The organism is Pusillimonas sp. DMV24BSW_D (assembly GCF_011388195.1).
GTDB lineage: Bacteria > Pseudomonadota > Gammaproteobacteria > Burkholderiales > Burkholderiaceae_B > Neopusillimonas > Neopusillimonas aestuarii.
Window position 1 is genome coordinate 659,835 of record NZ_CP049990.1, and the last position, 12,472, is coordinate 672,306.

Here is a 12,472-nt window from a genome sequence, read left to right on the forward strand (position 1 = left end):
CCTTACGCTTTAGCGCCAACGACTGCGCCGCTGGAACGAAAAACACGAACTTTGCGGCCATCGACATCTTTTACACCAACGCGATCGGCCTTGCCGCTTTCGGGGTTGTAAATAGCCACATTCGAAATGTGAATGGGCATGGTTTTGTCGATGATGCCGCCCTGGGAACCCGCCATGGGGTTAGGCTTGACATGCTTCTTAACGACGTTAATGCCTTCAACCAGAACGTGGTCGGCATCAATGCGCTGAAGTACGGTGCCACGACGCTTTTTGTCGCGACCGGTCAAAACAATGACTTCGTCGCCTTTACGAATTTTTTCCATGATCGCTCCTTACAGCACTTCTGGGGCCAGCGACACGATCTTCATGAACTTCTCTGTACGCAATTCGCGCGTAACAGGACCGAAGATGCGGGTGCCGATGGGTTCCAGCTTGGCATTGAGCAATACTGCGGCGTTGCCGCCAAACTTGATCAACGAGCCGTCTTTACGACGTACGCCCTTGGCGGTACGAACCACCACAGCGTTATAAATTTCGCCTTTCTTGACGCGTCCGCGCGGAGCCGCTTCTTTGACGCTGACTTTGATAACGTCGCCAATAGCGGCATAACGGCGCTTGGAGCCGCCCAACACCTTGATGCACATGACAGAGCGTGCACCCGTGTTATCGGCCACGTCCAGCGTGGTCTGCATTTGTATCATGATTGTTCCTGTGCCAACTTAATTACGTTTTTGCCAACAATTGACGAAAAACCTAATCAGTTTTGGTCCCGTCAGGTTCAAAATGAACCCTGGGTTGAAATCTTGCCTAATAACGAGTTCTTGCCGATTTGATTCAGCAAGTTTTCTAGTATAAACCGTTAATGAAAATTACGCAAGGACTATTTCTGAATTTAAAACAGCGCTGCGACCAGACGCGCAGCGCTGTTTGGGCCGGGGCCCCGGAATGGATCAGGGGCACCCCAAAGTTTAATATTTGCCCGACAATAATGCGCCTGCGTTTGGCACTTTGCGTTCCAGTTCAAGCACTTTCAGCATCTGATACACCGTGCTGATCGCTGCGGTAGTCACAGGCAGGCCCAGACGGTCTTCAACTTGCTGCACCGATTGGAACGACGGCATTTGTACGCAAGCCGACAACACCACCGCATCGACGCCCGAGGTGTTCACCTTCTTGACATGCTCGGCCGGCGCCAACGGATCCTGACGACCCACTTCCAGGTTGTCGGGAATTTCCAGGGAAACCGCATCGTGCACTTCTATTCCTTCGTTTTCGATGTAATCGACCACCAATTGTGTTAGCGGCTTCATATAAGGCGTAAGAATAGAAACTTTCTTCGCGCCCATCACTTTCAGGCCCTCAACCAATGCACCTGCGCTGGAAACAACCGGAGCGGCCCCACCGTTTGCAACGGTGGCTTCATGCAAACGCTTTTCCGACTGGCGGTGATAGCCCAAACCCATGCTCATAATGGCCACCAGGCAGGCATAACCAAGTACGTCGACACGGGCATCAGACAACTCGAGGGCGCAACGATCGGAGTCGCGATCCATGGCTTCGAGCTCTTCCTTGGTAACTTTTTTCATCCGCATGCGGCTGGAATGAAACGTAAAACGCTCGGGGAAATGCGCTTCACGGCTGCGCAGCATGAGCGGAATTTCCGTTTCCATTGTCGTGTTGGAACTGGGCACAATTTGGCCGATACGATAGTTACGTGACATTGAAGTTCACCTTATATAATGAGTTAAGTCTGTTTCATCATCGCCGATTCCGGGCGATTAAACCAATATTCATTTCGTCTTGCGTACCATGTTTTACCTATAAACGCGGCACTTGAACCTTACCCGCCCACATGGAATTTCGCCAATTACGCTACTTCACCGCGCTGGCAGAGGAACTGAACTTTACCCGCGCCGCCGAACGTTTGCACATTTCCCAGCCCCCGCTTAGCGCTCAAATTGCACAGCTGGAAGAAGAGCTGGGCGTGAAACTGTTTTACCGCAACAGCCGAAAAGTGGAGCTCACCGATGCCGGCGCCGCCTTCCTGCAAGATGTGCGCACTGTGCAAAGTCGCCTGAAAGACGCGGTGCAGCGTGTGCAAAATATACACAGCGGGCTGGCCGGCCGGGTGGAAATCGGACTTTCAGGTTCCCATTTCCTGGGACCCTTGCCCCAGTTTATCAGCGACTTGGCGCAATCGCATCCCGAGATCGATGTGGTGCTGAACGAAATGGCTCCCAACGACCAAATCGACGCCTTGCGTGAGCAGCGCATCGACATCAGCATTTCGCGTCAGTCGGTCGACGACGAATTCCTGTGCAGCCGTCTGTTATGGCCCGATCCGCTACTGGTGGCCATGCCCAAAAAGCACCCATTGGCTCAGCACGCTGCGATTCAGCTGCCGCAACTGACCGATGAGCGCTTCATTATGCTGCGGCGCGAAACGTCACGATTCGCCGAAAAATTGTTCAACGCGTGTATCGCCGACGGCTTCACACCCCGGGTTACCCACACGGTTGCAGAGGTGCCGGCCCAACTTAGCCTGGTGAGCGCGGGGCTGGGAGTTGCCGTGGTTCCATCATCCACCCGAAACTACCAGCCGAACACGCTGCACTTTAGCCCACTTGCACACCCCAACCTTCAGGCCCATGTGCATGCGGTCATCCGAAAAGACCACCGGAAAGCGGCAATCGATACTGTTCTGGAACTGCTTCAGTCGAATGTGTCGTCGTAGGTGTCGTCATACTCGCGAGCGGCCTCCCGCATACAGTCCAATGCACACTCAATTGAGCGGGGGAAAATTTCGTCGCGGCGCCAATACATGGACACAGACCCAAAGCCTTTCAAGTCGACCGGCAAAATGCGCAGCAGCTTCATCCGGTTCAGCATCAATGTGGTCCGGTACGAGGCCGTTCCAATAATGTCACTATGGTTCAGTAGCGTGACATTGGCAATGACTGAGTTTGACTCTATATAGTTAGAGGGCAATACACGCCCCGCATTCGCCAATGCCGCCTCAAGCGCGTTACGCACCGGCGTTTGACGCGGCCACACGATCCAGCGATAACGCAACACATCGTCCCAGCCGATTTCTTCGTGCCCGAACAACGGGTGCCCCGGGCGCGCCACCAACACCACGGGCTCGGTATAGAGTAGTTCCGAGCGAATCAGTGTGTGATCAATGGTTTTCTGCGCGGTTCGGCCGATGACCAGATCCAGATCGCCCTGCGCCAATTGTGTGAGCAGGCGATCCATGGTGCCTTCCACCAGATCGATACGCAGCTCGGGCATCAGCTGCGCCATTGCCAGAATCGCGCGCGGCGCCGTTTCAGAGGCCGCCGCCCCCGACGCACCAACCACTACGCGACCTGCGCCTCCTTCACGCAGCAACGCCATATCATCCACCGCCCGGTTCAATTGCGCCTCAACCCGACGGGCATGCTCAATTAACACCCAACCATGTTCGGTTGGCGTCAACCCCCGCGCGTGACGCTCGAACAGCGTCAAGCCAATATCCGTTTCCAGATCGCGCAGCCATTTCGATAAGGCCGGCTGAGTCGTGTTCAACACGGTTGCAGAATGACTGAGGTTGCGCGTTTGCGCCAAACTGAGCAAAAAACGCAGGTTGCGCAAACGGATGCGGTCGGTCCAGTCGGTTGCCATGGCAGAGAAAACCCTTGTCTCAGCGAATCAAAAACGGTAAAGTCTTCGAAAATTGCTCATATTTTATAAAATCCTCTTGCTGGAGGCACCCATGAAATCTGCCGCACGTGAACACAACAACTTCCGGGAAGACGTTCTCGGACGCGCCAATGTTGAAGACACGCCTGAACTGCTTCACTATTATGACGAACTGGATCGCTTAAATACAGCAGCCCTCTGGACTGTCGCCAATAAAATCGAACCCTGGTTTCCGCAATCGTCATCGGAGCCCGTTATTTGGCGCTACCGCGACTTGCGTGAACACGTTTTGCGCTCGGTCGACCTGGTTTCCCCTGAAAAGGCCGGCCGGCGCGTCATTTACCTGAACAACCCCGGGCGCCAGGATGTGGCCGCGGCAGTGGGCTGGCTCTATTCCGGCCTGCAGGTGATGCACCCGGGCGAACTCGCCTCTGCACACGCGCATTCGGCCAGCGCTCTACGCTTTATTATGGAAGGCAGCGGCGCTTACACGATTGTCGACGGCCACAAAATGACACTCGGCGCGAATGACTTCGTGCTTACCCCAAATGGCACCTGGCACGAACACGGCGTGAGCGAAGACGGCACCCCTTGCATCTGGCAAGACGGCCTGGACATCCCGCTTATGAATGCGCTGGAAGCCAACTTCTATGTGGTGCACCCCGACCTTCAACAAGCGGTCACCTACCCGGTTGACGACAGCACCGCCACTTGGGGCGGTACCGGCCTGGTACCCGCCGACGACAAATGGGCTCATGCTTACTCGCCATTGCTGAAGTACGAATGGGCGCCCACTTACGAAGCCCTTTCCAATTACGCCAAAGTCACCGACGGCTCACCGTACGACGGCGTCCTCATGAATTACGTGAACCCGAAAACAGGCGGCCCCGTCATGCAAACCATTGGCGCCAGCATGCAAATGCTGCGCCCGGGTGAACACACCAAAGCGCACCGCCACACCGGCAGCTATATCTACCAGGTGGCCAAAGGCAAAGGTTATTCCATTATTAACGGCAAACGCTTCGACTGGCAGGAACGCGATATTTTCTGTGTGCCGTCGTGGATGCTGCACGAACATGCCAATGCCAGCGAATCGGAAGATGCCTGCCTGTTCTGCTTCAACGACTTACCCGTGATGAAATCACTGGGCCTGTATCGCGAAGAGGCACTGAAAGAAAATGGCGGTCATCAGCCCATTCTCGATTAATTCGAAAACCTGAAACCGGTCGGCACCGTTTTTCCGAAGGTGCCGTCTCCTATTATTTTTTAGCTTAAGAAAAGGATTATTCATGCGTTTAGTGACCTATCGTCGCAATGTTCTGGAAGAAGCACGCCTGGGCGCGCTGGTTGACAACCTGGTTGTCGATATTCAATGGCTGGGCGACGCTGCCGGCTACGATATGCCCTGCGACATGCTCGACTTCATTGATCTGGGCCCCAACGCCATTGAAACCACCACCGAGTTGCTGAACAGCTTTCGCGATGACTGGCCGGTAGGCGTTACCCAGCCGCTGCAGAACGTAAAACTGCTGGCACCTATTCCCCGCCCACGCAAAAACATTTTCGGCATCGGTTTGAACTACGTTGAGCACGTGGAAGAGTCCAGCCGTTCGCTCGACACTTCGGCCGACCTGCCCAAGCAACCGGTTATTTTCTCGAAACCGCCCACCTGCGTCATCGGCCCCGACGACGCCGTTGAACACAATGCAAAAATTACCCAACAAATGGACTGGGAAGTCGAGCTGGCCGCCATTATCGGCACGCGGGCCAAGCGGGTTTCCGAAGAAGACGCCTTAAATTATGTATTCGGCTATAGCGTCATGGTCGACATTAGCGCGCGCGACAACCGCCGCGCCGGCCAATGGATTTACTCCAAAGGCATGGACACCTACGCGCCATTCGGCCCTTGCATTGTCACCGCCGACGAAATTCCCGACCCGCAAGCGCTGAATCTGTGGCTGACGAAAAACGGCGAAACCAAGCAAGACTCCAACACCAAGTTCATGCTGTTCAACGTGAAGACACTGGTATCCGACATCAGCCAGGGCATTACGCTGGAGCCGGGTGACATCATTGCAACCGGTACACCATCAGGCGTGGGCGCCGGCCGTGATCCGCAAGAATGGCTCTGGCCGGGCGACGTTATTGAAGCCCACGTTGAAGGTATCGGCTCCATTCGCAACCCTATCGTCGCGGTGTAAATTATGCTCAATCTGCCCCAATGCAAAGTGGCGGCCGTTCAAGCCGCTCCCGTGTTTCTGGATACCGACGCCACCGTAGAGAAAGTTTGCCACCTCATTAAAGAGGCGGCCAACAAAGGTGCGCAACTGGTCGCATTCCCGGAAGTGTTCATCGCCGGCTACCCTTACTGGAACTGGTTTATGTCGCCGGTGGAAGGTAGCCCCTGGTTCGAGAAACTGGCGCGCAGCGCCATTGAAATTCCCGGCCCGGAGATCCATCGCGTTGCGCAAGCAGCCAAAGCCAACGGCGTTCACGTCGTGGTGGGTGTGAACGAGCGCAACCGCAACGGTATCGGCACGATATACAACACGCTGGTTTTCATTGGGCCGGACGGCAAAATTCTGGGCCGCCATCGCAAACTGATTCCCACATGGGCCGAAAAACTCACGTGGGCCAATGGCGATGGTGCGTCTTTACGCGTGTACGACACAGCCATCGGCAAACTGGGGGGGCTGGCCTGCGGTGAGAACACCAACACCCTGGCACGCTTCAGCCTGCTGGCACAAGGCGAGCTCCTGCACGTGGCCAGCTATATTTCCTTGCCGGTGGCGCCGCCCGACTACGATATGTCGGAGGCCATCAAGGTACGCGCCATGGCACACTCATTTGAAGGCAAGGTATACACCGTAGTGTCGTGTTCCACCGTGTCCGATGAAATCATTCAAGCCTTCCGCAGTACCCACCCTCAGGCGGAAAAAATGCTGCGTCGTAAGAACAGCGCGTTTTCCGGCGTAATTGGCCCTGACGGCCGCGTTATTGGTAAACCGCTTATCGACAAAGAAGGGATTGTGTATGCCGATATCGATTTGTCGAAATGCATTCAGCCACGGCAAATGCACGACATCGTCGGGCATTACAACCGCTTCGATATTTTTGATTTGCGGGTGAACCGCCTGCCGCAGCAATCGGCCCAGTTTATCGATACGCCGGCGCAGGAATCATTCGACTACGAACCCGACGAAATAAGCGGAAATAGTCATGAATCAGATCGCCGCGCCTGAAGCTGCCGCCGTACAGAAAACGTCAACACTGGCCGAACAGGCCTATCGCGCCATCAAGCGCGACATTATTTCAGGAACGCTCGAGCCAGGACGTGCGTTAAGGCTTGAGTTCCTGAAAGCACGTTACGAGCTGAGCTTTTCCCCCTTACGCGAAGCACTGAACAGGCTACACAGTGAACGGCTGGTGGAGTCTGAGGCGCTGAAGGGCTTTCGGGTGGCGACTTTGTCGCTTAAGGAAATGCACGACTCCATGCGCACCCGCATTCTGATCGATTGCGATGCTTTGGGTCGCTCAATTGAGCGCGGCAACGCCGAATGGGAAGCCCATATTGTGGGTTGCCTTCACACGCTATCGTGGATTACGCGCCAACCCGTGTCCGACGACGCTTTCGAGGCCCATTACGACCAAGTGGAACAGCGCCATTTGGCGCTGCACCAGGCCTTAATTGCGGCCTGCGACTCACGTTGGTTGCTGGACTTCTCCATGACGCTTTACGTGCAAACGGAACGTTACCGCCGGCCCATGCTGGTTAATTTGTTTCGCACCAATGCGCCCCGCGATGTCTCCAAAGAGCACCGCGACCTGGTCGACGCCACGCTTAGCCGCGATACCGCCAACGCGGTGGCACTGCTGGAAGCACACTACCGCAAAACCGCAGAGCTCATTGAAGTATCGTTGGCACCAACAGGCCAAGTCAAAACCTGAAAGCCGGTCAGCAGATGACATATAGGCGTGCGCAGCCCGGCTTACGCTTCATCAAACACCCAGATACTGATCAACCAACTCGGGTTGCGCCATGAGTTCGTCGGACGAGCCATTCCACACAATACGGCCTTTTTCAATCATGTAGTGTTGATCAACAAAGTCGTGCATTTCTTTCAGGTTTTTGTCGATCAGCAAAATGGTTTGACCCTGCTCTTTCAATCGCCGCAGGCAGGCCCAAATTTCCTGACGAATGACCGGCGCAAGGCCTTCGGTCGCCTCATCCAGAATCAACAAACGCGGGTTGGTCATGAGTGCGCGACCAATGGCCAGCATTTGCTGCTCACCACCCGACAGCGTACGGGCCGACTGATTTCGGCGCTCATGCAACCGGGGAAACAGCTCATATACCGTATCAAGCGACCACGGCCCTTGGTGATCGTTGCGCGCTGTGGCATACAGATTTTCATAAACCGTCAGCGACGGAAATACATGGCGCCCTTCCGGCACCAGGCCACACCCCAAGCGCGCCATTTTGTGGGGACGAAAACCATTCACCACCTGCCCATCGAACGTAATGGAACCGGCCTGCAGCGGCAACATGCCCATCAAAGTGCGTACCGTGGTGGTTTTACCCATGCCGTTGCGCCCAATAAGCGACGCCACGCTTTTGTCGGGGATTTCCAGGTTGAGGCCAAACAGTACCTTGCTTTCGGCGTAACCTGATTCGATCTTCTCAGCTTTCAGCATTATTAATTTCCCAGATAAGCTTCGCGCACTTCCGGATGCTCACGCACCTCGTCGGGGGTGCCGGTAAAAATGGTTTGGCCATAAACCAGCACAGTTACCCGGTCGGCCACGGCGAAGACAATGTCCATATCGTGCTCTACCAGCAACATGGCGTACTGACCTTTTAGATCGAGCAGGATGTCTTTCATGAGTTTGGACTCTTCCGCACCCAGCCCAGCCATGGGCTCGTCGAGCAACAGCACCGGTGCATTCAATGACAACGCAATCGCCAATTCAAGCTGACGTTTTTCGCCATGCGCCAGTGACGAAACCAATTCGTTGGAACGGTGCTCCAAGCCCACTTTGCGCAGCGCCTCGTAGGCGGGCTTTCGCAATTCGGCATCTTTACGGGCGTCGAGCCACATATTGAAGCGTTTGCTTGTATGCGCCTGCACCGCCATGGCCACGTTGTCTTCCACCGTGAACTCTTTGTAAAGCTGACTGATTTGGAAAGACCGTGCCAAGCCCACCGCAGCCCGGTTGTGTGCCGGCACCCGGGTGATGTCGTTGCCATCAAGCAGAATTTGGCCCGAATCGGGCATCAGTTCGCCGCTGATTTGGGAAATAAGCGTAGTTTTACCCGCACCGTTCGGCCCGATCAGTGCGTGGATTTCGTCGGAATGAACCGTGAGATTAACGTGGTCGGTTGCAGTCAGTGCACCGAACGACTTACATAAATCGCGCAATTCAAGTTTGGGTGTTTTATCAGTCATAGTGGCGACCTCCAACCAGCCAGCCAAAAATACCGCGGCGGCTGAACAGCACCACGAGAATCAGAATAGGCCCAAGGAACAACAACCAGTTTTCCGTCCAGGCGGCAAGAACCTGCTCAAGCCCAATGTACACGGCCGACCCAATAATAGGCCCAAAGATACTGCCCATCCCCCCGAGGACAATCATGGCCATGAGCTCACCCGATTTCAACCAGGAGGCCATGTCGGGGCTGGCGTACAAAGCATAATTCGCCCAGAGCGCCCCCGCCAGACCGGTACCGGCAGCCGAAATAACAAAGGCGGTAAGCTTGTATCGCATGGGCGCATAGCCCAGGTTCACATTGCGTCGTTCGTTCTGTTTAAAACCGCGCAACACCATCCCGAAGGGCGAATTCACCAAACGGCGGCAAAACCAAACCCAAACAATAAGGAAAAAGACACACAAGTAATAAAACACCGTATCGTTTTCCAGGTCGATAAAGGGCAGTTCGTTGCGGTAGGTAATCAACATGCCGTCGTCGCCGCCATACTGCACCAGACCCACCAGCACAAAGTACAGCATCTGAGCAAAAGCCAGCGTAATCATAATGAACTGCACCCCGCTGGTGCGCAGCGAAAGCACACCAATAAGCAGGCCCAGCCCCGCAGTGACCAGCATGGCCAACGGCCAGATAATCAACGCAGAATTGGTTTCCATAAAGCCGAACAAGGGGTCGACCATGTCCATATGAAAGCCGATGATCGAAACCACATAACCGCCCAGCCCGAAGAACGCCGCATGGCCAAAACTGATGAGTGCACCATACCCCAACACCAGGTCAAGGCTTACCGCGGCCAACGCGTAAATAACGAACCGCGTCACCATGCTGACCAAAAAGCTGTCATCAGTGACATTCGCGATAGGCGGCACCAGCAAGAGCAGGGCAAAAATTAATCCAACAACAATATATTTGCGAGTCATTGTTCACTACCTTTGAGCTGGAAGCAGGCCGCGCGGCTTGAGCAGCAGAACGATGGCCATAAGAATGTAGATACTGGCCGAAACCAGGCTGGCGCTCACCGACCCCGCCGCCGTGGGCGGCAAAATTTGTGACATCCAGATGGGGATATAAGCCCGCCCCAGAGAGTCGGTTAAACCCACCAACAAGGAGCCCACCAGCGCCCCGCGCACAGACCCCACACCACCCACAATAATGACGACAAAAGTAGTAATGAGAATGCCCTCGCCCATGCCGATTTCAATCGCCAGCAAAGGGGCGCTCATGACCCCGGCAAAACCACACAGCAATGCGCCCAGCCCGAAAACCAATAGAAACAGGCGACGGATGTTGATACCAAGGGCTTCAACAATGTCGCTGTCATCGGCCCCGGCCCGCACCAGCATGCCGACCCGGGTTCGGGAAATGAGATACCACAAACCCAGTGCCACAATAATGCCGGCCCCAATAAACGCCAGACGCATAACGGGATAATTCAACCCCGGAATAATTTCAACCGAGCCCGCGAAAATGGGCGGAATATCCATATAAGGAGGGCTGCGACCAAACACCAGCGTGACCAACGCATTGGTAAAGAAAATGACCCCCAGCGTCGCCAAAACCTGATCGAGGTGGTCGCGCTGGTAGAGTTTGCTGATAATTAAACGCTCAACAATCAGGCCGTATACCCCCGCACTGACCACGGCGGCAAGTGCACCGGCGAAAAACGAGCCCGTTAGGGCAACCGCAGACGCCGCACTAAACGCCCCCACCATATAAAACGAGCCATGTGCCAGATTCACGACATTCATAATGCCGAAAATCAGCGTCAGGCCCGCCGACAGCAGGAACAGCAGGGCACTGTATTGCAGGCCGTTCAAAGCCTGCTCGATGAACAAGAACATGGGAACCTTCCAGTGACACCGACAGCACTGTGAACCTGACGCCACCGGACGACGCCTGAGGATGGTTCACGACATTTTCGTACTGCCGCAGAGTTTTAGAAATTTTCTCTACTTTATACAGAAATGCTTTAACCTTCAAGCTTTTCTCGGGGCGCCAATATTGGGAATTATCCCTAGTTCCTTGCAAGTTGCCTCTTTGCCCAAGCCTTTGTCAGACAAGGTCGCGGGGCCTCAGCGTTATCGCGGTTCGAGGCAATTTTCTTTTTTCCAACCGTACAACCATTCCAGTTGCGTATAAAACTGCTCTTGTGACTTCCCTTTCCAGAGCAGATTGCGCACCTGGCGCTCCACGCCTTTGGCGTGATAAATAAGCCCCATCTCACGGGTCGACCACACCACGCGCGCTGTGCGCGGTACGCGAATCGACTCATACAATTTGAACGCCGCTTCGAAATCGCCGTCGCTGCGCGCCACCGCCTCACCCAGGGTAACGGCATCTTCCAGCGCCATACACGCACCTTGCGCCATATATTGCGTCATGGGATGAGCCGAATCGCCCAATAAGGTACAGCGGCCCATGCTCCACGACTCCACTGGATCGGCGTCGGCTGTCGCCCAACGACGCCACGAAGTGGGGCGGTCGAGCATTTGCGCAGGACGTGGATGAATACCGTCGAAGTAAGACAACACTTCTTCCTTGCTGCCTTCCCGCACACCCCATTCTTCCTGCTCGCGGCTATGGAATGTCACCACCAGGTTGTATTGAGCGCCTGCACGCAAGGGGTAATGCACCAAATGGCAACGCGGGCCGGCCCACAGTACCGGTGCGTTAATGCACAAGTCTTCCGGCATGTTTTCCCGGTCGACCACAGCGCGGTACACCACATGACCCGTTACGCGGTGCTGCGCACCAATCGTTTTCGCACGCACTACCGACTTCACGCCGTCGCAGCCGATAAGGGCATCGGCTTTGTACACCTGACCTTGGGTGTCCTTCACCTCTACGCCGTCTTTGTTGATTTTGACATCTTCAACGTGGGTAGACGTTTTGAACGTGATAAGAGGGTTGTCTTGTACCGCCTCCAGAATAGACAGGTGAATATCAGCGCGGTGAATGACCGCGTAGGGGCCGCCAAATTTTTCACGGAAACGCTCGCCGGTTTCCACACGCACCACTTCCGTTGCGTCAATAGCGTCCATCATGGTGATATGGTCTGTGAATACGGCGCGCTCGCGCGCCACCTGCCCCACGCCCAAGGCGTCGAGAGCGGCAAACGCGTTGGGGCCGAGCTGAATACCGGCACCAATTTCGCCAATTTCATCAGCCTGCTCAAGCAACAACACTTCGATACCCTGACGGGTGAGCGACAACGCTGCCGCCAACCCACCAATTCCACCACCCACAATAATGACTTTCTGTTGTGCTGGTTTTGACATGGTTTCCTTACCTCTGTACTTTCAA

General features: G+C 55.1%; 14 protein-coding genes. 5 read left to right on the forward strand and 9 right to left on the reverse strand.

What is annotated here, in order from left to right; all coding sequences use genetic code 11:
- Positions 1 to 2: 2 nt before the first annotated feature.
- From rplX to G9Q38_RS03150, 3 genes are all read right to left on the reverse strand, one after another.
- Positions 3 to 323 (reverse strand): 50S ribosomal protein L24, encoded by a 321-nt coding sequence (rplX, locus tag G9Q38_RS03140; protein ID WP_114419062.1) that lies wholly within the window; start codon positions 321 to 323, stop codon positions 3 to 5.
- 9 nt (positions 324 to 332) lie between these two features.
- A complete protein-coding gene (gene rplN, locus G9Q38_RS03145) occupies positions 333 to 701 on the reverse strand; it encodes a 50S ribosomal protein L14 (RefSeq protein ID WP_093971124.1) in 369 nt (122 codons plus the stop codon).
- A gap of 267 nt (positions 702 to 968) precedes the next feature.
- Positions 969 to 1,721, reverse strand: coding sequence for a maleate cis-trans isomerase family protein (locus G9Q38_RS03150; protein ID WP_119441921.1), 753 nt, complete (start codon positions 1,719 to 1,721; stop codon positions 969 to 971).
- Positions 1,722 to 1,852: 131 nt separating this feature from the next.
- On the opposite strand from G9Q38_RS03150, the gene G9Q38_RS03155 reads away from it, so the two are divergent.
- Positions 1,853 to 2,734, forward strand: coding sequence for a LysR substrate-binding domain-containing protein (locus G9Q38_RS03155; RefSeq protein ID WP_166127715.1), 882 nt, complete (start codon positions 1,853 to 1,855; stop codon positions 2,732 to 2,734).
- Here G9Q38_RS03155 and G9Q38_RS03160 read toward each other — a convergent pair.
- On the reverse strand, positions 2,713 to 3,663 hold the full coding sequence (locus tag G9Q38_RS03160) for a LysR family transcriptional regulator (protein WP_166127718.1): 951 nt from the start codon (positions 3,661 to 3,663) through the stop codon (positions 2,713 to 2,715). The genes G9Q38_RS03155 and G9Q38_RS03160 overlap by 22 nt on opposite strands.
- A 91-nt stretch (positions 3,664 to 3,754) precedes the next feature.
- Here G9Q38_RS03160 and G9Q38_RS03165 point away from each other — a divergent pair, with 91 nt between their 5' ends.
- The 4 genes from G9Q38_RS03165 (at position 3,755) to G9Q38_RS03180 (ending at position 7,629) form a co-directional block, all read left to right on the forward strand.
- Positions 3,755 to 4,888, forward strand: coding sequence for a cupin domain-containing protein (locus G9Q38_RS03165; protein WP_166127721.1), 1,134 nt, complete (start codon positions 3,755 to 3,757; stop codon positions 4,886 to 4,888).
- Between the two features lie 82 nt (positions 4,889 to 4,970).
- A complete protein-coding gene (locus G9Q38_RS03170; protein WP_119441925.1) occupies positions 4,971 to 5,882 on the forward strand; it encodes a fumarylacetoacetate hydrolase family protein in 912 nt (303 codons plus the stop codon).
- A 3-nt stretch (positions 5,883 to 5,885) separates the two neighbouring features.
- Complete coding sequence (locus G9Q38_RS03175) at positions 5,886 to 6,923, forward strand: carbon-nitrogen hydrolase family protein (RefSeq protein ID WP_114419056.1); 1,038 nt, start codon at positions 5,886 to 5,888, stop codon at positions 6,921 to 6,923.
- Complete coding sequence (locus tag G9Q38_RS03180; RefSeq protein WP_166127724.1) at positions 6,901 to 7,629, forward strand: GntR family transcriptional regulator; 729 nt, start codon at positions 6,901 to 6,903, stop codon at positions 7,627 to 7,629. Before G9Q38_RS03175 ends, G9Q38_RS03180 begins: the two co-directional genes overlap by 23 nt.
- Before the next feature lie 51 nt (positions 7,630 to 7,680).
- On the opposite strand, the gene G9Q38_RS03185 is transcribed toward G9Q38_RS03180, so the two are convergent.
- From G9Q38_RS03185 to G9Q38_RS03205, 5 genes are all read right to left on the reverse strand, one after another.
- Positions 7,681 to 8,376 (reverse strand): ABC transporter ATP-binding protein, encoded by a 696-nt coding sequence (locus G9Q38_RS03185; protein WP_166127727.1) that lies wholly within the window; start codon positions 8,374 to 8,376, stop codon positions 7,681 to 7,683.
- A 2-nt stretch (positions 8,377 to 8,378) separates the two neighbouring features.
- Positions 8,379 to 9,128, reverse strand: coding sequence for an ABC transporter ATP-binding protein (locus G9Q38_RS03190; protein ID WP_166127730.1), 750 nt, complete (start codon positions 9,126 to 9,128; stop codon positions 8,379 to 8,381).
- The gene (locus G9Q38_RS03195) at positions 9,121 to 10,089 is read right to left on the reverse strand and encodes a branched-chain amino acid ABC transporter permease (RefSeq protein WP_119441929.1); all 969 of its coding nucleotides are present in this window, start codon (positions 10,087 to 10,089) and stop codon (positions 9,121 to 9,123) included. Before G9Q38_RS03195 ends, G9Q38_RS03190 begins: the two co-directional genes overlap by 8 nt.
- Before the next feature lie 6 nt (positions 10,090 to 10,095).
- Positions 10,096 to 11,010, reverse strand: coding sequence for a branched-chain amino acid ABC transporter permease (locus G9Q38_RS03200; RefSeq protein WP_166127732.1), 915 nt, complete (start codon positions 11,008 to 11,010; stop codon positions 10,096 to 10,098).
- A gap of 237 nt (positions 11,011 to 11,247) precedes the next feature.
- Positions 11,248 to 12,447 carry a 3-hydroxybenzoate 6-monooxygenase gene (locus G9Q38_RS03205; protein ID WP_119441930.1) on the reverse strand — a complete coding sequence of 400 codons (1,200 nt, stop codon included), beginning with the start codon at positions 12,445 to 12,447 and terminating at the stop codon, positions 11,248 to 11,250.
- Between the last annotated feature and the right edge of the window lie 25 nt (positions 12,448 to 12,472).

Bases quoted from the DNA above. Each gene is read 5' to 3' on its own strand.
- G9Q38_RS03170 (WP_119441925.1), top strand. From the start codon at position 4,971: ATGCGTTTAGTGACCTATCGTCGCAATGTTCTGGAAGAAGCACGCCTG.
- G9Q38_RS03200 (WP_166127732.1), bottom strand. From the start codon at position 11,010: ATGTTCTTGTTCATCGAGCAGGCTTTGAACGGCCTGCAATACAGTGCC.
- G9Q38_RS03150 (WP_119441921.1), bottom strand. From the start codon at position 1,721: ATGTCACGTAACTATCGTATCGGCCAAATTGTGCCCAGTTCCAACACG.
- G9Q38_RS03195 (WP_119441929.1), bottom strand. From the start codon at position 10,089: ATGACTCGCAAATATATTGTTGTTGGATTAATTTTTGCCCTGCTCTTG.
- G9Q38_RS03160 (WP_166127718.1), bottom strand. From the start codon at position 3,663: ATGGCAACCGACTGGACCGACCGCATCCGTTTGCGCAACCTGCGTTTT.
- G9Q38_RS03185 (WP_166127727.1), bottom strand. From the start codon at position 8,376: ATGCTGAAAGCTGAGAAGATCGAATCAGGTTACGCCGAAAGCAAGGTA.
- G9Q38_RS03190 (WP_166127730.1), bottom strand. From the start codon at position 9,128: ATGACTGATAAAACACCCAAACTTGAATTGCGCGATTTATGTAAGTCG.
- G9Q38_RS03205 (WP_119441930.1), bottom strand. From the start codon at position 12,447: ATGTCAAAACCAGCACAACAGAAAGTCATTATTGTGGGTGGTGGAATT.
- G9Q38_RS03180 (WP_166127724.1), top strand. From the start codon at position 6,901: ATGAATCAGATCGCCGCGCCTGAAGCTGCCGCCGTACAGAAAACGTCA.
- G9Q38_RS03175 (WP_114419056.1), top strand. From the start codon at position 5,886: ATGCTCAATCTGCCCCAATGCAAAGTGGCGGCCGTTCAAGCCGCTCCC.
- rplN (WP_093971124.1), bottom strand. From the start codon at position 701: ATGATACAAATGCAGACCACGCTGGACGTGGCCGATAACACGGGTGCA.
- rplX (WP_114419062.1), bottom strand. From the start codon at position 323: ATGGAAAAAATTCGTAAAGGCGACGAAGTCATTGTTTTGACCGGTCGC.
- G9Q38_RS03155 (WP_166127715.1), top strand. From the start codon at position 1,853: ATGGAATTTCGCCAATTACGCTACTTCACCGCGCTGGCAGAGGAACTG.
- G9Q38_RS03165 (WP_166127721.1), top strand. From the start codon at position 3,755: ATGAAATCTGCCGCACGTGAACACAACAACTTCCGGGAAGACGTTCTC.